Origin of the sequence: Methylopila henanensis (genome assembly GCF_042681025.1) — a bacterium.
Classification (GTDB): Bacteria; Pseudomonadota; Alphaproteobacteria; order Rhizobiales; family Methylopilaceae; genus Methylopila; species Methylopila henanensis.
In genome coordinates, this window is record NZ_JBHUER010000002.1 from 243,849 (window position 1) to 261,095 (window position 17,247).

At 71.5% G+C, this 17,247-nt stretch carries 15 protein-coding genes; all 15 read right to left on the bottom strand.

The features are described 5' to 3' along the window. Positions 1 to 45: 45 nt before the first annotated feature. Positions 46 to 348, bottom strand: coding sequence for an AzlD family protein (locus ACFSCV_RS03820; RefSeq protein WP_103121495.1), 303 nt, complete (start codon positions 346 to 348; stop codon positions 46 to 48). Beyond that, a complete protein-coding gene (locus ACFSCV_RS03825) occupies positions 345 to 1,046 on the bottom strand; it encodes an AzlC family ABC transporter permease (RefSeq protein WP_378797167.1) in 702 nt (233 codons plus the stop codon). Before ACFSCV_RS03825 ends, ACFSCV_RS03820 begins: the two co-directional genes overlap by 4 nt. Then, positions 1,043 to 3,169 carry an NAD-dependent DNA ligase LigA gene (gene ligA, locus ACFSCV_RS03830; protein ID WP_378797169.1) on the bottom strand — a complete coding sequence of 709 codons (2,127 nt, stop codon included), beginning with the start codon at positions 3,167 to 3,169 and terminating at the stop codon, positions 1,043 to 1,045. The genes ACFSCV_RS03825 and ligA overlap by 4 nt, the downstream gene beginning before the upstream one ends. Beyond that, complete coding sequence (gene recN, locus ACFSCV_RS03835) at positions 3,169 to 4,839, bottom strand: DNA repair protein RecN (RefSeq protein WP_378797171.1); 1,671 nt, start codon at positions 4,837 to 4,839, stop codon at positions 3,169 to 3,171. Before recN ends, ligA begins: the two co-directional genes overlap by 1 nt. Before the next feature lie 27 nt (positions 4,840 to 4,866). Continuing rightward, the gene (locus ACFSCV_RS03840; RefSeq protein WP_378797173.1) at positions 4,867 to 5,739 is read right to left on the bottom strand and encodes an outer membrane protein assembly factor BamD; all 873 of its coding nucleotides are present in this window, start codon (positions 5,737 to 5,739) and stop codon (positions 4,867 to 4,869) included. 160 nt (positions 5,740 to 5,899) lie between these two features. Beyond that, a complete protein-coding gene (gene lpxC / locus ACFSCV_RS03845) occupies positions 5,900 to 6,853 on the bottom strand; it encodes a UDP-3-O-acyl-N-acetylglucosamine deacetylase (protein WP_378797175.1) in 954 nt (317 codons plus the stop codon). 281 nt (positions 6,854 to 7,134) lie between these two features. Next, the gene (ftsZ, locus tag ACFSCV_RS03850; protein WP_378797177.1) at positions 7,135 to 8,817 is read right to left on the bottom strand and encodes a cell division protein FtsZ; all 1,683 of its coding nucleotides are present in this window, start codon (positions 8,815 to 8,817) and stop codon (positions 7,135 to 7,137) included. 109 nt (positions 8,818 to 8,926) lie between these two features. Beyond that, positions 8,927 to 10,252, bottom strand: a complete 1,326-nt coding sequence (gene ftsA / locus ACFSCV_RS03855) for a cell division protein FtsA (RefSeq protein WP_378797179.1) — start codon at positions 10,250 to 10,252, stop codon at positions 8,927 to 8,929. Then, entirely contained in the window at positions 10,249 to 11,187 is a 939-nt protein-coding gene (locus ACFSCV_RS03860) for a cell division protein FtsQ/DivIB (RefSeq protein ID WP_378797181.1), read from the bottom strand. The genes ftsA and ACFSCV_RS03860 overlap by 4 nt, the downstream gene beginning before the upstream one ends. A gap of 53 nt (positions 11,188 to 11,240) precedes the next feature. Then, positions 11,241 to 12,161 carry a D-alanine--D-alanine ligase gene (locus ACFSCV_RS03865; RefSeq protein WP_378797469.1) on the bottom strand — a complete coding sequence of 307 codons (921 nt, stop codon included), beginning with the start codon at positions 12,159 to 12,161 and terminating at the stop codon, positions 11,241 to 11,243. A 207-nt stretch (positions 12,162 to 12,368) separates the two neighbouring features. Further along, the gene (gene murB, locus ACFSCV_RS03870) at positions 12,369 to 13,283 is read right to left on the bottom strand and encodes a UDP-N-acetylmuramate dehydrogenase (RefSeq protein WP_378797183.1); all 915 of its coding nucleotides are present in this window, start codon (positions 13,281 to 13,283) and stop codon (positions 12,369 to 12,371) included. Next, entirely contained in the window at positions 13,280 to 13,420 is a 141-nt protein-coding gene (locus ACFSCV_RS03875; protein ID WP_378797185.1) for a hypothetical protein, read from the bottom strand. The genes murB and ACFSCV_RS03875 overlap by 4 nt, the downstream gene beginning before the upstream one ends. A 62-nt stretch (positions 13,421 to 13,482) precedes the next feature. Continuing rightward, a complete protein-coding gene (gene murC, locus ACFSCV_RS03880; RefSeq protein ID WP_378797187.1) occupies positions 13,483 to 14,901 on the bottom strand; it encodes a UDP-N-acetylmuramate--L-alanine ligase in 1,419 nt (472 codons plus the stop codon). 21 nt (positions 14,902 to 14,922) lie between these two features. Continuing rightward, the gene (murG, locus tag ACFSCV_RS03885; RefSeq protein WP_378797189.1) at positions 14,923 to 16,053 is read right to left on the bottom strand and encodes an undecaprenyldiphospho-muramoylpentapeptide beta-N-acetylglucosaminyltransferase; all 1,131 of its coding nucleotides are present in this window, start codon (positions 16,051 to 16,053) and stop codon (positions 14,923 to 14,925) included. Then, positions 16,050 to 17,228 carry a putative lipid II flippase FtsW gene (gene ftsW / locus ACFSCV_RS03890; RefSeq protein WP_378797191.1) on the bottom strand — a complete coding sequence of 393 codons (1,179 nt, stop codon included), beginning with the start codon at positions 17,226 to 17,228 and terminating at the stop codon, positions 16,050 to 16,052. Before ftsW ends, murG begins: the two co-directional genes overlap by 4 nt. Positions 17,229 to 17,247: the final 19 nt, after the last annotated feature.

Here is a 17,247-nt window from a genome sequence, read left to right on the forward strand (position 1 = left end):
GGCGCTGACATGGGGCGCGGGGCGTCGGAGGGAAGTTCACATTTCCTACAGTCCGAACGCCCGCAGCGCGACGACCGTCACCACGCCGACCGCGATGACGCCGAGCAGCGGCAGTCGCGTCGCGGCCACGGCGGCGGCGAGCGCGGCGATGGTTTCCGCCCCGCCGGTCGCGAGCGCGGAGGGGGCGATCAGCGCGACCAGCACCGCCGGCGGCACCGCGTTGAACGCCGCCTGCGCCCGCGGGCTGAGCTTGAGGCGTCCCCCGAGCAGCACGCCCGAGATCCGGGTCGCGTAGGTGATCGACGCCATGACCAGGATGGCGAGCAGGGTCCAGGGATCGACGCTCATGCGAGCGCTCCCTCCTCGTTCTCGCCCGCAAGCGCGCAGGCCGTCGCGACGCCCGCGGCTGCGCCGGCCGCGACGTGCCAGGGCGCGCCGACGCCGAGGTAGGCCGCCGCCGAGGCGAGCCCGCTCGCGGCGACCACCGCCATGCCGCCCGGCCCGCGCACGAAGGCCGCCGCGAGACCGATGAACAGCGCGGTGAAGGCGAAGTCCGCGCCGTAGATTCCGGGATCGCCGAGCATCGCGCCGCCGATAGCCCCGAGCGTGGTCGTCGTCACCCAGTTGATCCAGAGCGTCGCGCCCATGGTGATGAAGTAGGCCGGCGTCAGCGTCCGCTCCGCCGCGCGGCGTTCGCCGAGCGCCCAGTTCTCGTCGGACATGACATAGAAGCCGAGCATCTTCTGCCACCAGGCGAAGGCCCCGGTCCGGCGGGCGAGCGACGTGCTCATCAGCACGTGGCGGGCGTCGATCAGCGCGGTCGAGACCGCCAGCGCGAGGATCGGCGCGGGATGGACCCAGAGCTCGACCGCCGCGAGCTGCGCGCCGCCGGCGCAGACGAAGCCGGACATCAGCGCCACCTCGGCCGGCGTGAGCCCCTTGGACGCCATCAGCGCCCCGAACAGCAAGCCGATGGGAATCGCCGCGATCGCCGCGGGAGCGATGTCCCTCAGTCCGTCGCGGACCTCCCGCAGCCCGGCCGTCACCCGCCCTCGCCCACGCGCGCGAGCCATTCGTCCTCGGTCAGGGTCTCGATCCCGAGCTCCCTGGCCTTGGCGAGCTTCGAGCCCGCGCCGGGGCCGGCGACGACGAGATCGGTCTTCTTCGAGACCGATCCCGCCACCTTGGCGCCGAGCCGCTCGGCCATGGCCTTGGCCTCGTCGCGGGTCATGCGCTCGAGCGTTCCGGTGAACACGACGGTGAGGCCCGCGACGGGCGTGTCGGAGGCCGCCGCCGGCATCGGCGACGGCGTCAGCTCCTTCAGCAGGGCGTCGAGCGGCGGGTCGTTTTTCGGCTCCTGGAAGAAGTCGACCACGGCCTGCGCGACCACCGCGCCGACGCCGTCGATGTCGATCATCTCGCGCCAGGCGTCGTCGCCCTTGTCGCCCTTGACCGCGGGATCGGGCGGCGTCGCGGCGCGCGCCGTCTCGCGCAGGGCGTCGATCGTGGCGAAGTGGCGGAGCAGCCGCTTGGCGTTGATCTCGCCCACGTGGCGGATGCCGAGGCCGTAGAGCACCCGGTTCACCTCGCGCGAGCGGGCCTCCTCGATCGCGGCGAACAGGTTTGCGGCGGAAGTTTCGCCCCAGCCCTCGCGGTTCTTCAGCCGGGTCAGCCGGCCGGGCTGCTCGTCGCGCGCCTTCAGGGTGAAGATGTCCGCGGGCTCGCGCACCTCGCCGGCCTCGTAGAACGCCTCGATCTGCTTCTCGCCGAGGCCTTCGATGTCCATGGCGTTGCGCGAGACGAAATGCCGGAGCCGCTCGACCGCCTGCGCGCGGCAGATCAGGCCGCCGGTGCAGCGCCAGACCACCTCGCCCTCCTCGCGCGCCACGTGGCTGCCGCAGACGGGACATTCACGGGGGAACGCGAACGCCGGACCCCTGCCCTCGCGGTCGGGGTCCGTCACCCGCACGACCTGCGGGATGACGTCGCCGGCGCGCTGGACGACGACCGTGTCGCCCACGCGCACGTCCTTGCGGGCGATCTCGTCCTCGTTGTGGAGCGTCGCGTTCGAGACCACGACGCCGCCGACGGTGACGGGCCTGAGCTTCGCGACCGGCGTCAGCGCGCCGGTGCGGCCGACCTGGATCTCGATGCCTTCGAGCACGGTCGTCGCCTGCTCGGCCGGGAACTTGTGGGCGATCGCCCAGCGCGGGCTGCGCGACACGAAGCCGAGGCGGCGCTGCAGGTCGAGCCGGTCCACCTTGTAGACGACGCCGTCGATGTCGTAGCCGAGACTCGCCCGCCGCTCCTCGATCGCGTGGTAATGCGCGATCAGCTCCTCCGCGGTCGCGAACACCCGCATCAGCTCGTTGGTGGCGAAGCCCCAGCTCCGCAGCTTGTCCACCATGCCCTTCTGGGTGTCGGCCGGAACCGCGCTCGCCTCGCCCCAGGCGTAGGCGAAGAAACGGAGCGGACGCTCGGCGGTGATCTTCGGGTCGAGCTGGCGCAGGCTGCCGGCCGCGGCGTTGCGCGGATTGGCGAAGACGGGCTTGCCGGCCTCGGTCTGGCGCTCGTTCAGCGCCCTGAAGTCGGCGTGGGACATGTAGACCTCGCCGCGCACCTCGATCACGTCGGGGACGTCGGCGCCCGTCAGGCGGTCCGGCACGTCGGCGATGGTGCGGAGGTTCGGCGTGACGTCCTCGCCCACCGTCCCGTCCCCGCGGGTCGCGCCGCGCACGAACCGGCCGTTCTCGTAGCGCAGCGAGGCCGAAAGCCCGTCGATCTTGGGCTCGGCCGAGACCGGCAGCTCCTGCGCCGGCTTCAGGTCGAGGAAGCGGCGGACGCGGGCGATGAACTCGGCCACGTCCTCATCGGAGAAGGCGTTGGCGAGCGAGAGCATCGGCACGGCGTGCCGCACCTTGGCGAAGGCGTCGGAGGGCGCAGCGCCCACCGTCTCCGTCGGGCTGTCCGGCGTCTTCAGCTCGGGAAACTGCGCCTCCAGCGCCTCCAGCCGTCGGCGCAGCTCGTCATACGCGGCGTCGGAGACCGTGGGCGCGTCGTCCTGATAGTAGCGCCTGTCGTGCCCGCGGATCTCGTCGGCCAGCCGCGCGTGCTCGGCCGCCGCGTCGGGCAGCGACGGCGGAAGCTCGCCGCCTGTCGGATCCGCCATCACGCCGCGCCTTCGAGCAGGCGCGCGGCGGCGGCCCGCGCCTCCTCCGTCACCGAGGCGCCGGCCAGCATGCGCGCGATCTCCTCGCGCCGCTCGGGCGCGCCGAGGCCGGCGACCCGCGTCGCGACGCGGACTTCGCCCGCGGCCTGCGCCTTGGAGATGAGGAAATGCCGGTCGGCGCGCGCCGCCACCTGCGGGGCGTGGGTGACGGACAGCACCTGGACTGCGCGGGCGAGCCGGGCGAGCCGCGCGCCGATCGCGTCCGCCACGGCGCCGCCGACGCCGGTGTCGATCTCGTCGAACACCAGCGTGGGCGCGGAGCCGCGATCGGCGAGCGCCACCTTCAGCGCCAGCATGAAGCGCGACAGCTCGCCGCCGGAGGCGATCTTCGCGAGCGGACCTGCGCGCGTGCCCGGATTGGTCTGGACCCAGAACTCGACGCGGTCGACGCCGTCGGGGCCGGCGAGAGACGGATCGGTCGCGATCTCGGTCATGAACCGGGCGCGCTCGAGCTTGAGATCCGGCAGCTCCGCCATGACCGCGGCGTCGAGCGTCGCCGCAGCGGCGCGGCGCCGGCCGCTCAGCGCCGAGGCGGCTTCCGCGTAAGCCTGCTCGGCGGCGCGGGCTTCTTCCGTCAGGACCTTCAGGCGCTCCTCGCCGGCGTCGAGCGCCGCGAGCTCGTCGCGAAAGCGCGCGGCGAGCGCCGGGAGCCCGTCGACCGGCGTGTCGTGCTTGCGCGAGGCGGCGCGCAGCGCGAACAGCCGCTCCTCGATCCGCTCCAGCTCGCGCGGGTCGAAGGCGGTCGCCTCGATCGCGGCCTTGAGATGCGCCTCGCCCTCGTCGAGCGCGAGCAGCGCCGCGTCGAGCGCCTTGATCGCGGGCTCGACCAGTTCGGGCGAGGCCGCGGCGCGGCGCTCCAGCCGGCGGATGGCGTTGGCGATGGTGGTGACCGGCGACGAACCGCCGGCGACCGCCTCATGGGCCTCGTTCAAGTCCTCCGCCGCCTTCTCCGCCCGCATCATCGCGGAGCGGCGCTCGGCCAGCGCCTGCTCTTCGCCGGGCTCCGGAGCGAGCGCGGCGAGCTCATCGCTGGCGTGGCGCAGGAAGTCGGCCTCGCGCCGCGCCGCCTCGACCTGCGCCGTGTGCTCCTCGAGCGCCTTCGCGGCCGCGCGCCGGCGCCGCCAGCGCTCGGAAACGGCCGCGGCTTCGGCCGTGAGACCGCCGAAGCCATCGAGCAGCGCGCGGTGCGCGGCCGGATCGACCAGCGCGCGATCGTCGTGCTGGCCGTGGATCTCGACAAGCGTCGCGCCCAGCGCGCGCAGCGCGTTGGCGCTCACCGGCTGGTCGTTGACGAAGGCGCGCGTGCGCCCGTCGCGGGCCTGCACGCGGCGCAGAATCAGGTCGCCGTCGTCGGGAATGTCCTGCTCGCGCAGCAGGGCGCGCGCGGGATGGTCGACCGCGAGGTCGAACACGGCGGTCACCTGCCCCTGCTGCTCGCCCTCGCGGACGAGCCCGCCGTCGCCACGGCCGCCAAGCGCGAGCGAGACCGCGTCGAGCACGATCGATTTGCCCGCGCCGGTCTCCCCTGTCATGACCGACAGCCCGGCGTCGAAATCGACGTCGAGCCGGTCGATCAGGACGATGTCGCGGATCGAAAGCCGTGCGAGCACGGGATTACTCCGCGAGCGCTGTTCGCCTCAGCCGGTGACGCCGCGGAAGGCGCGGCTGATCCAGGAGCCGGTGTTCTCCTGGGCCTGCTGGACGCCGCCCTGGTTCATCAGCGCGTAGGAGCGCTTGTACCACTCGCTGTCGGGGAAGTTGTGGCCGAGAATCGCGGCGGCCGTCTGCGCCTCGGCCGCGATGCCGAGCGCGAGATAGGCCTCGACGAGGCGGTGCAACGCCTCCTCGATGTGGCGCGTCTGCTGGTACTGGCTCACGACCACGCGGAAGCGGTTGATCGCGCCGGTGTAGTCGCGGCGCGCGAGGTAGAATCGCCCGACCTGCATCTCCTTGCCGGCGAGCTGGTCGCGGGCGATCTGCATCTTCTTGCGGGCTTCGGCGGCGTACTCGCTCTCCGGCCAGCGGCGCTGCACCTCGTCGAAGGCGGCGATCGCCTTGGCGGTGCGCTCCTGGTCGCGGCTGATGTCCGGAACCTGATTGTAGTAGGACATGCCGATCAGATACTGCGCATAGGCCGCGTCAGGGCTGGTCGGATGAAGCTGGACGTAGCGATTGCCGTTGGTGATCGCTTCCGTGTAGTTGCCGCTGCGGTAGTTGGCGTAGGTCGTCATCAGCACCGACTTGCGGCCCCACTCGGTGTAGGGGTGCTGGCGGTCGACTTCGGCGAACTTCTTCTTCGCCTCGTCATACGAGCCCGCGTTCAGGTAGCCGAGGCCCTCGTTGTAGAGCTTGTCGGCGGGCTCGTCAGGCGCGAACTCTTCCTTGTTGGAATTGAAGTAGGAGCAGCCGGCCAGCGGCGCCACGAGCGGCAGAGCGACGGCGAGAAGCAGCGCGCTCCTCAGTCCGCGCCCCCGCGCGGAAGACGGGTGTGAGGGCGTACGCAGCGACATCGAAGGCCTCTCGAGCGTCTGAACCGGCATTGATTCCCCGAACGGCCGCCCCTGTCGGCGCGACCACGAAGCCGTCATCAAACAGACGGCCGCGATGCAGTCTATAGCCGAATCGGCCGGCGCGCGCCAAGGCGCGACCGGCCGATGCATGGGGAACACGTCAGGCGGCGCGATGCCCGAAGGCCACGGCCGGATTCGCGACCAGCGCGGGCCGGCGCGCGTCGCCGCGCTCGCGCCGGGCGGGAGCCTCGGCGTCGACGATGGCGTAGGCCGTGGGATCGGCGAGCAGCGCGCCGAGCACGGCGCCGTTCAGCCTGTGGCCGCCGCAGAACGAGCGGAACCGGCCGACGAGCGGCGCGCCCGAGAGCGCCAGGTCGCCGACGGCGTCGAGCGCCTTGTGCCGCACGAACTCGTCCGCGAACCGCAGGCCTTCCGGGTTCAGCACCCGGTCCTCGCCGAGGACAACCGTGTTGTCGGTCGAGGAGCCGCGCGCGAAGCCCGCCGCCCACAGCCGCTCGACGTCCTTGAGGAAGCCGAAGGTGCGCGCGCCGGCGAGCTCGGTGCGGAAACTGCCCGGCGTCAGGTCGAGCGCGATGCGCTGGCGCCCGATCAGGTCGCTCGCGAAATCGATCTCGACGTCGAGGTGGAAGCCCTGCGGCGCCGGCGCGAGCTCGGCGAAGCCGCGGCCCTGCTCGACGCGGACAGGCTTCAGGATCTTCATCAGCCGGCGCGGCGCGGCCTGCGCCTTGAGCCCGACGCTCTCGATCGCTTCGACGAACGGCCGCGAGGAGCCGTCGGCGATCGGCAGCTCCGGACCGTCGACCGTGATGCGGACATTGTCGAGCCCGAGCGCGCGGACCGCCGCGAGCAGGTGCTCGGTGGTGGAGACCGACGCGCCGGACGGGTCGCCCAGCACGGTCTGGAGTTCGGTGCCGTTGACCAGCGCGTGGCTGGCCGGAATCTCACGCTCGTCGCCGTTCGGCATGACGCGGACGAACACGACGCCCGTCCCGGCGTCGGCCGGATCGAGCGTCAGGGAGACCGGCGCGCCCGAATGAACGCCGACGCCCGAAAGGGCGACCGTTCCGGCGAGCGTGGTCTGATGCGCATACATGAAACACTGTCCTTGAGCACCTGCGGCCGTTGGGAGGCATGGCCGCCTGCGACGGTCGAGCGCCGCAGTTCATCGTCCGGGAGCCCGGACACCTGTGATGCGCTGCAAAGTAGGTCGGGCGGACACCCCAACCAAATCAAGGTTCTTTTCGCTTTGTAACAGCCCTAAGGCATTGATCGGGAAGATTTATCCACGCCCAACGCACGGCTCCGGCCCGGGCGTTCCCGCCCGGGCCGGAGATTCTCTTCCTTCAGCGTCGACTCGACGCCGACGGCCAGTCTTCAGTTCGCCTGACGGCGCAGGAACGCCGGGATCTCGAGCTGGTCGTCCTCGAGGCCGCGGGGATGGGCCGGGGCCGGAGCGCGGCCGTGGGCGTCGAGACCGCCCTGGGCCGGGCGGTAGGCCGGCGCCTGCGGAGTCGCCTGCGGACGGCGGGCCGGCTGCTCGGGAGCCGGGGCGCGTTCGGGCGCGTAGGCCTGCTGCGGCGCCTCGTGCTCGTCCTCCTGGTGCCGGCCGAGGCCGTTCGCCAGACGCTGCAGCAGCGTCATGCGCTTGCGGTCCGGCGCGGCCTGCTCGGCGGCCGGCTCGCGGCTGGCGCGGATCTGCGCCTGGGCCGGCAGCGGCAGCTCGTCCACCCGCGGCATCCGCGGCGCACGGGCGCGCTCGGCCTGCGGCGGGATGTAGGGCTGGTCGTGATGCTCCTCCTCCACCGGGGCGTAGGACTGGACCTGCGGCTCCGGAACGGCGGGCTTCGGCGCGGCCGGACGGATGGTGACGTCCTCGATCGCGGCGATCGCCTGCTGCTCGTAATGGGCCTCGTAGACCGGCTCCTCGTGGTGCTGCGGCGCCTCGTAGGCCTGCGGCGCGGGCTGCGTCGGGGCGCGGAAGGTCGGCAGCGTCTGCGGCTCGGGGCTGCGGGTCGCGGGCGCCGGCTGCTTGAAGCGGCTGGTCAGCTCGGCGATGCGCTGCTCCGCCGCCGAGACCTGGCCGGCCTCGATGATGTGGTCGATACCGGTGGCGACGACCGACACGCGGATGATGCCTTCCAGGCTCTCGTCGAAGGTCGCGCCGAGGATGATGTTGGCCTCGGAGTCCACTTCCTCGCGGATGCGGGTGGCGGCTTCGTCGACTTCGTAGAGGGTCAGGTCGTTGCCGCCGGTGATCGAGATCAGCAGGCCGCGGGCGCCCTTCATCGAGACGTCGTCGAGCAGCGGGTTGGCGATGGCGGCTTCCGCCGCCTGCACCGCGCGCTTCTCGCCGGAGGCCTCGCCCGTGCCCATCATCGCCTTGCCCATCTCGCGCATGATCGCGCGGACGTCGGCGAAGTCGAGGTTGATCAGGCCTTCCTTGACCATCAGGTCGGTGATGCAGGCGACGCCCGAATAAAGCACCTGGTCCGCCATCGCGAAGGCGTCGGCGAAGGTGGTGCGCTCGTTCGCGACCCGGAACAGGTTCTGGTTCGGGATGACGATGAGGGTGTCGACCGCCTTCTGCAGCTCCTCGATGCCGGCCTCGGCCACCTTCATCCGGCGCATGCCTTCGAAGTGGAACGGCTTGGTGACGACGCCGACCGTGAGGATGCCGGCCTCGCGGGCCGCGCGGGCGACGACCGGCGCGGAGCCGGTGCCGGTGCCGCCGCCCATGCCGGCGGTGATGAACGCCATGTGGGCGCCCGAGAGGTGGTCGCGGATCTCGTCGATCACCTCTTCGGCGGCCGCGCGGCCGACTTCCGGCTGCGAGCCCGCGCCGAGGCCTTCGGTGACCTGCACGCCCATCTGGATGATGCGCTCGGCCTTCGACAGGGTCAGGGCCTGCGCGTCGGTGTTGGCGACGACGAAGTCGACGCCCACGAGGCCCGCCTCGATCATGTTGTTGACCGCGTTGCCGCCGGCGCCGCCGACGCCGAAGACGGTGATCCGCGGCTTCAGTTCCCGGATGTCCGGCATCTTCAGGTTGAGCGTCATCGCATGCCTCTTAGGTTGTCGCGCCGTCCCGGCACATTTGCCAATCGCAGTTTCGGCGTTCGGGGGGCGCGCAAGGCCCCTTTCCGATCGGCGGCCGCCGCGCCGCCCATCAGAAGCTCTCCTTCAGCCACCGGCCGACCCGGTGGATGTAGGTGTCCTTCTGCGTCTGCCCGCCGCGGCGCATCCGCTTCGGGTCGACGTGCTCCAGTCCCGCGACCTGCGGGAAAACCAGAAGTCCTACCGGCGCCGCGAACGCCGGCCCCTTGGCCGCCTCGGGCAGCCCGCGGGCGCCCAGCGGGCGGCCGATGCGGACGGGCCGGTCGAGAATGCGGCGCGCGAGGTCCGGCACGCCGGTGAGCTGGCAGGCGCCGCCGGTGAGCACGACCCGGCGCGCCTCGGAGGCGTGGCCCGAGGCCTTCAGCCGGTCGCGCAGCAGCTCGAGGATCTCCTCGACCCGCGGCTTGACGATCTTCACGATCATCGACTTCGGCACGTAGCTCGCGGCCTCAAGCTCGCTCTCGCCCACCGGCGTGACCGCGAGCTGCTCGCGCTCGTCGGCGATCGAGGGGAACACGCTGGCGTGCAGCGTCTTCAGCCGCTCGGCCTCGTCGAGGCTGGTGGAAAGCCCGCGCGCGAGGTCGAGGGTGACGTGGCGCCCGCCGAGCGCGACCGCGTCGGAATGCACGAAGCCGCCGCCCTGGAACACCGCGACCGAGGTGGTGCCGCCGCCCATGTCGACCAGCGTGACGCCCATCTCGCTCTCGTCGTCGACGAGCGCCGCGAGGCCGGCCGCGTAAGGGGCGGCGACCATGGTCTCGACGTGCAGGTGGCAGCGCTCGACGCAGAGCATCAGGTTGCGCAGGGGCGCGCCCTCGGCGGTGACGATGTGCATGTCGACGCCGAGATGCTGGCCGACCATGCCGCGCGGATCGCGCACGCCGCGGGTGGCGTCGAGGCCGAAGCCGGTCGGGATCGAGTGCACCACGGTGCGGTTCGGCCGCACGGTGTGGACGCAGCCCGCCTGCAGCACGCGGCGGATGTCGCGGTCCTCGACCGGATGGCCGGCGATGCCGACCTCGGCGTGGAAGGTCTCGCTCGACAGCCGGCCGGCGGAGACCGACACGATGACGCTCTCGATCTGGACGCCGGCCATGCGCTCGGCGGCGTCGACCGCGAGCCGGATCGACTGCTCGGCAGCGTCCATGTCGACGATCTGGCCGTTCTTCACGCCGCGCGAGCGCTGGTGGCCGACGCCGATGAGCTCGACGAGGTGGGAACGGTCGGGCAGCGCGTCGCCGGGCTCGACCGGCTTCAGCCGGGCGACCAGGCAGGCGACCTTCGAGGTTCCGACGTCGAGCACCGACACCACGACGGCCCGCCGCGACGGCAGCGGCCGCATCTTGGGAACGACGCCGTAGGGGAACGCCTGACTCATGCCCCGCCTGCCTTCTTCCTGGCCTTCTCCGCGGCCTTCTCGGCCTCGGCGAGCGTCTCCGCGGCCTCCGGGGTCAGCCGGACCACGAGGCGCTTCGGATCGCGCAGATCGATGGCGGTGACGCCCTTGCCGAACAGGTCGTCGCGCGTCTGGACCTCCTCGAGCCGCGTCAGCGCCGCGGCGAAGCCGAGCTCCGGAAGCTTGACCTCGACGCCGGAGCGCAGGCGCAGGTTCCAGCGCCGCTCGGCCACGAGCACCGCGGCGTAGGTCTGCTCGCGGATCAGCGGCGCGGCGGCGAGCGCCTCGAGCAGCGCGCCCGCCTTCAGGTTGGCGGAGGGGCCGACGACCAGCGGCAGATGAGCGAAGCGCGAGTCGCGGAACTCGTCGATCGGGGTGCCGTCGGCCGCGAGGATCTGCACCTTGCCGTCGTGCTGCCAGAGCGCGAACGGCTTCCGCTCCACCAGATGCACGGTGACGCGGTCGGGATAGAGCTTGCGGACGGTCGCGTCGGCGACCAGCGGATTCGCCATCAGGCGCTCGCGGGCGGCCTTCACGTCGAGGAACGGCAGCGCCGTGTCGTCCTTGACGCCGAGCGCCAGCAGCACCTCGTCGTCGGTCAGCGCGTTCTGGCCCTCGGTCGCAACCGCGACGACGCGGAAGCCGACGGCGTTCGCCACCGTGATGTGAAGATTCTCGATCTCGTGGCGGACGGCCGGCCAGTGCCCGCCCTCGATCATGCCGGCGAGGCCGGTCGCGGCGTAGAGCAGCGCCGAAAGCGCCACGCCGACCCGGCGGCGGCGGACGATGCGCTCGAAGCGGAAACGGAAGGAGGACCAGCGGCTCGCGCCGATCACTTCATGGACGTCGTCGAGGTCGGGGCGCGGCTGGCGCGCGTTCTCGCCGACCTTGCGCATGTTCGGCCCGGTCTTGAACACCGTGGTCCGGCGCGGCGCCGGACCGCGCCCGCCGGCGGGCGGCGCGGGGCGTTCTAGCGATCTAAGGAGGCGTCCTCCACTAGCCATCGAACGAGCTCACCAAACCCCATGCCGGCATAAGCGGCGAGTTCCGGCACGAGCGACGTCTCCGTCATGCCGGGCTGCGTGTTCACTTCGAGGCAGACGAGCTCTCCCGTTCCGCCCTCGCGGTCGTCGAAACGGAAATCGGCCCTGCTGACTCCGCGGCACCCGAGCGCGTGGTGCGCCGCGACAGCCAGTTTTCGGACCTCTTGGTAAACAAAGGATGAAATTTTTGCGGGCAGGACGTGTTGCGAACCGCCCTTCGCGTACTTGGCGTCGAAGTCGTACCAGCCCTCTCCGGGCACGATTTCGATCACGTCGAGCGCCTCGCCGTTGAGGACGGCGCAGGTAAGCTCTTTCCCTGCAACGAAATTTTCCGCAAGCAGCAGATCGCCATGGGCCCAGTCGCCGCGCGTCAGCTCCTGCGGCGGATGGGCGTGGTCTTCGTTAACGATCAGCACGCCGACCGACGATCCGCCGTCGACAGGCTTGAGGACGTAAGGCGGCGTCAGGACATGCGCCGCGGCCGCTTCCGCCCGCGTGACCACTTTGCCGCGGGGCACGGCGACGCCCGCCGCGGCCATCACCGTCTTCGCGCGTTCCTTGTGCATGGCGAGCGAGGAGGCCAGCACGCCGGAGTGCGTGTAGGGGATTCCCATGATCTCCAGCAGGCCCTGCACCGTGCCGTCCTCTCCGAAGCGGCCGTGGAGCGCGTTGAAGCACACGTCCGGCCGGGTCTTCGCGAGCACGTCCGCGAGGTCGCGGCCGACGTCGATCGGCGTGACGCGAAAACCCTCGCCTTCCAAGGCCTTGGCGCAGGCGGCTCCCGACCAGAGCGAGACCTGCCGCTCCGAGGACCAGCCGCCCATCAGGACGGCGACGTGCTTGGACATGTGTGTTTCCCGAACATTTCTCTGGGCGAGCGCATCACGCTTCACCCCGCAAGCGGCGTCAGACTAAGGCGCGTCATGGTCCGGCTTGACCGGACCATCCATCTCAGGCGTCGAGCGCTACGTCGGCGATGGGTCCTCCGGTCAGGCCGGAGGACGACGAGGCGCTTTACGATCGGGGCCCTGCGGCAGGGACAAGCGCGGCTTCCCTTAGGCCGCTACGCCGATCCGCTTGATCTCCCACTCGAGTTCGACGCCTGAGGTCTCCCGCACCCGCCGGCGAATCTCCTCGCCCAGCGTCTCGATGTCGGCGGCGACGGCGCCGCCGGTGTTGAGCAGGAAGTTGCAGTGCATCTCCGAAACCTGCGCCCCGCCGACGGAAAACCCTCTCATCCCGGCCTGGTCGATCAGCTTCCAGGCGGCATGGCCGGGCGGATTCTTGAAGGTCGAGCCGCCGGTGCGCGACTTGACCGGCTGCGTCGACTCGCGGTGCCGCAGCACCTCGTCCATCTCGGCCCGGATGGCGTCGCGCTCGGCCGGCGCGCCCTCGAACAGCGCCCCGGTGAAGATCACGTCGGCCGGCGCCGCCGAATGGCGGTAGGAGTAGCCCATCTCGGCCTTCGAGAGCGTGCGCCGCCGGCCGGAGCGGTCGACGCCGTAGACCTCGACGACGCGGTCGGAGGTCTCGGTCCCGTTGGCGCCGGCGTTCATGCGCAGCGCGCCGCCGATCGCGCCGGGAATGCCGGCGTAGAAGGCGAAGCCGCCGATCCCGGCCTCATGCGCTGCGATCGCCACGCGCTTGTCGGCCGCGGCGGCGCCAGCCTTCAGCCTTGCAGCCCCCGCCGGCGCTATTCCGGCGAAGGCGCGTCCGAGCCGCACGGTGACGCCGGGCAGCCCGCCGTCGCGGACGAGAAGGTTCGAGCCGAGGCCGATCGGCGTCACCGGAACGTCCTCCGGCGCGCGCTGGAGGAAGTAGGCGAGATCGTCCTCGTCCTCGGGCGTGAACAGCGCCTCGGCCGGCCCGCCGACGCGGAACCAGGCGAGATCGGCCAGGCGCTGGTCGGCGACCAGCCTGCCGCGGAGTTCGGGCATCGCCGCCCGGAGCTTCGCGGCGAGTTCGCTCACCGGCGGCGAGCCCTGAGCGACAGCGGCGCCTCGACCCGGCGCGGCGCTTGGTCGTCGGAAGCCTCGACGTCGGCGACGTCGGGAACCGGCCCGATCACGGCCGGCTCGATCGCCGCGTCCGCGATCCATCCGGCCATCTGTTGCGTCCTGGTGCGGGAGCGCCGCCCCTCTCCAAACTGCGTTCTTCCCATCTGGGGCATTATGCGCCCTCTCCTCTTGTTAGAGCCGCCAGTTCGTCCGGCAGGGCGGCGGCCCAATAGGTGCTCGTGCCGGCGCCGAGCAGAACGACGTAATCGCCCGGCCGCGCGATGCTCGCGACGACTCCGGCGAGGGCCTGCGGCCCTTCGAGCGGCGTCACATGCCTGTGCCCCCGCGCGCGCAAGCCCGCGACCAGCCCGTCGCGGTCCGCGCCCTCGATCGGCTGCTCGCCCGCGGCGTAGACGTCGGCGACGATCACCGTGTCGGCGTCGTTGAAGCAGCTCGAGAAGCCGTCGAACAGCGCATGGAGTCGCGAATAGCGGTGCGGCTGCACCACCGCAATCACCCGTCCGTCGGTGGAGGCGCGCGCGGCCTTCAGCACGGCCGAGATTTCCACAGGATGATGGCCGTAGTCGTCGAAGATCGAGACGCCGTTCCACTCGCCGGTGCGGGTGAAGCGCCGCTTCACGCCGCCGAAGCGCGCGAGCCCGGTGCGGATCTGCTCCGCCGAGACGCCGAGCTCATGGGCGACGGCGATGGCGGCGGTGGCGTTCAGCGCGTTGTGGCGCCCGGCCATGGGCAGCGTCAGGTCGTCGATGTTGGTCTCGGCGCCCGACTTGCGGTCGCGGATCACGATGCGGAACTTCGCGACGCCGCCGCGGAGGTCGACGTCGAGCAGCCGCACGTCCGCCTGCGGGTTCTCGCCATAGGTCACGACCCGGCGGTCCTCGATCGTGCCGACCATCTCCTGCACGGTCGGATGGTCGAGGCACATGACCGCGAAACCATAGAACGGCACGTTCTCCACGAAGGTGCGGAACGCCGCCTTGATGGCGTCGAAGGTGCCGAAATGATCGAGATGCTCGGGGTCGATGTTGGTGACGACCGCGACGTCGGCGGGCAGCTTGAGAAAGGTGCCGTCGCTCTCGTCGGCCTCGACCACCATCCAGTCGCCGTCGCCCATGCGGGCGTTGGTGCCGTAGGCGTTGATGATGCCGCCGTTGATCACGGTCGGGTCCATCGCGCCGGCGTCGAGCAGGGTCGCGACAAGCGAGGTGGTCGTGGTCTTGCCGTGGGTTCCGGCGACGGCGACGCAGGTCTTCAGCCGCATCAGCTCGGCCAGCATCTCGGCGCGCCGCACCACCGGCAGCCGCTTCTCGCGGGCGGCGGCGAGCTCCGGATTGCCGCGCTTGATGGCGGAGGACACCACCACGACCTCGGCCTCGCCGAGGTTCTCGGCCGCGTGGCCGATGACGACCTCGATGCCCTTCTCACGCAGCCGCTTGACGTTCGCGCTTTCGGCGGCGTCCGAACCCTGGACCTTGTAGCCATGGTTCGCCAGCACCTCCGCGATGCCGGACATGCCGATGCCGCCGATGCCGACGAAGTGGACGGGGCCGATGTCGCGGGGAAGCTTCATGGGATGCGCGGAGCCGGTGGTTCAGGATGCGGGGGATGCGGAGACCGCCGGGGCGGCGGACCCCAGACGGGCGGTGGCCAATACCACATCGGCGAGGCGCGCGGCTGCATCCGGTTTGCCGACCTGCCGTGCGGCGGCCGCGGAGGCGGCGAGCGCATCCGGGTCGTTGAGCCGCACGCTGAGTTCGTCGGCCAGCGCGTCCGGCGTGAAGCGGCTCTGGGCGGTCACGACCGCGCCGCCCGCCATGGCGAGCGCGTTGGCGTTGGCGAGCTGGTCGTTGTCGAGCGCGTGCGGCAGCGGAACGAGGATCGACGGGCGCCCGATCACCGAAAGCTCAGCGACCGTTGAGGCGCCGGCGCGGGCGATAACGAAATGGGCGAGCGCCATGCGCGCCGGCATGTCGTCGAAGAAGGTCGCGAGCGCGGCCTCGACGCCGGCCTCGGCGTAGGCGCGGCGCACGTTCTCGATGTCCTCCGGGCGGGCCTGCTGGGTCACGCGGATGCGCGAGCGCAGCTCGACGGGCAGCCGCGCGATGGCGAGCGGCGCGACCTCGGACATGACGCGGGCGCCCTGGCTGCCGCCGAAGATCAGCAGGCGCACCGGCTGTTCGCCGACGGGCGCCTGGTAGGCGACGCGGCTCGCCGCGAGCACCTGCGGCCGGACCGGATTGCCCACATGGACCGGCCGGGCGCCCTCCGGCAGGCCGGAGACGGTCGGAAAGCCGGTCGCGATCGCGGTGGCGAACTTCGCCAGCATGCGGTTGGCGCGGCCCATGACCGCGTTCTGCTCGTGCAGGACGACCGGAGCGCCGACGAGCTTCGCCGCGGCGAGCGGTGGGAAGGTCGGGTAGCCGCCGAAGCCGACCACCGCCGCCGGCCGCACCCGCCGGAGGATCCCGGCGCTGCGGGCGACGCCGCGGGCGAGCGTCAGCCCGAGCTTCGCATAGGCCGCGACCCCAGAGCCGCGGATGGTGTCGGCCGGCGTCGCGTGCAGCGCCCGGGCCGGAAAGTGCTTGGCGTAGGCGAGCGCGCGCTCGTCCGTGATCAGCTCGACGGCCACGCCGCGGCGGGCGAGTTCGGTCGCCAGCGCCTCCGCGGGGAACAGGTGGCCGCCGGTGCCGCCGGCCGCGAGCAGGATCGGCCGCTCGCTCATGCCCGGGCGCCGGCCGGATGCCGGCCGTGGTGGCGGACGTGGCGCGCGATCTCGTTCGCCAGCGTGTCGGTGCGCGGCCGGCGCCGGGTGAGCGCGAGCAGCATGCCCATGCCGAGCGCGAGCGCGAGCATCGACGAGCCGCCGTAGGAGATGAACGGCAGCGTCATGCCTTTCGCCGGCATCATGTGAAGATTAACCGCCATATTGATCGCCGATTGCAGGCCGAACAGCATCGTTAACCCGGCGATCGCGAGCCGCACGAAGCCATCCTGCTCCCGACGCGCGTGCCAGAGTCCGCGCAGCACGATGAAGGCGTAGAGCGAGACGATCGCGACGCAGAACACGATGCCGAACTCCTCGGCCGTCACCGCGAAGATGAAGTCGGTGTGCCCGTCCGGGATGATGCGCTTGACCGTGCCCTCGCCCGGCCCCTTGCCGAACCATCCGGCCTGCATGAAGGCGTCGGTCGCGCGGTCGATCTGGAAGGTGTCGCCGGTCTCCGGATTCATGAAGCGGTCGATGCGGCGCGCCACGTGGGGAAGGAGCTGGTAGGCGGTCAGCAGGCCGAACACGCCGGCGCCGCCGAGGCCGACGACCCAGATCCACGGCAGGCCCGCGAGGAAGAACAGCGCGCCCCAGACCGCGGTGACGAGCACGGTCTGGCCGAGATCGGGCTGCAGCACCAGCAGGCCGACGACCGCGCCGAGCAGCAGCGTCGCGAGGATGTGCCCCGGCATGTCGCGGCGCTCCGCGCCCTCGGCGAACAGCCACGCCGCGATCACGATGAAGGCCGGCTTCACGAACTCCGACGGCTGCACGCCGAACGAGCCGATCTGCAGCCACCGCCTCGAGCCCTTGATCTCCATGCCGATGAAGAGAGTGGCGGCCAGAGCCATCAGCCCGCCGAGAAAGGCGATCCAGGCGAGCCGCCGGGCCTGGTTGGGGCTCAGGAACGAAATGCCGATCATGATGACCAGCGCCGGCACGAGGAACATCACCTGCCGGTTGACGAAGTGGAACATGTCGTCGAGGCCGATGCGCTCCGCCACCGGCGGGGACGCCGCGAGCGACAGCACGACGCCGAGCACCATCAGCGCGCCCACCGCCGCGAGCAGCGCGCGGTCGACGGTCCACCACCATTCGCCGAAAACGGTCCGTTCCGCGCGGGAGATCATCCGGCAACTCCAATCCGAC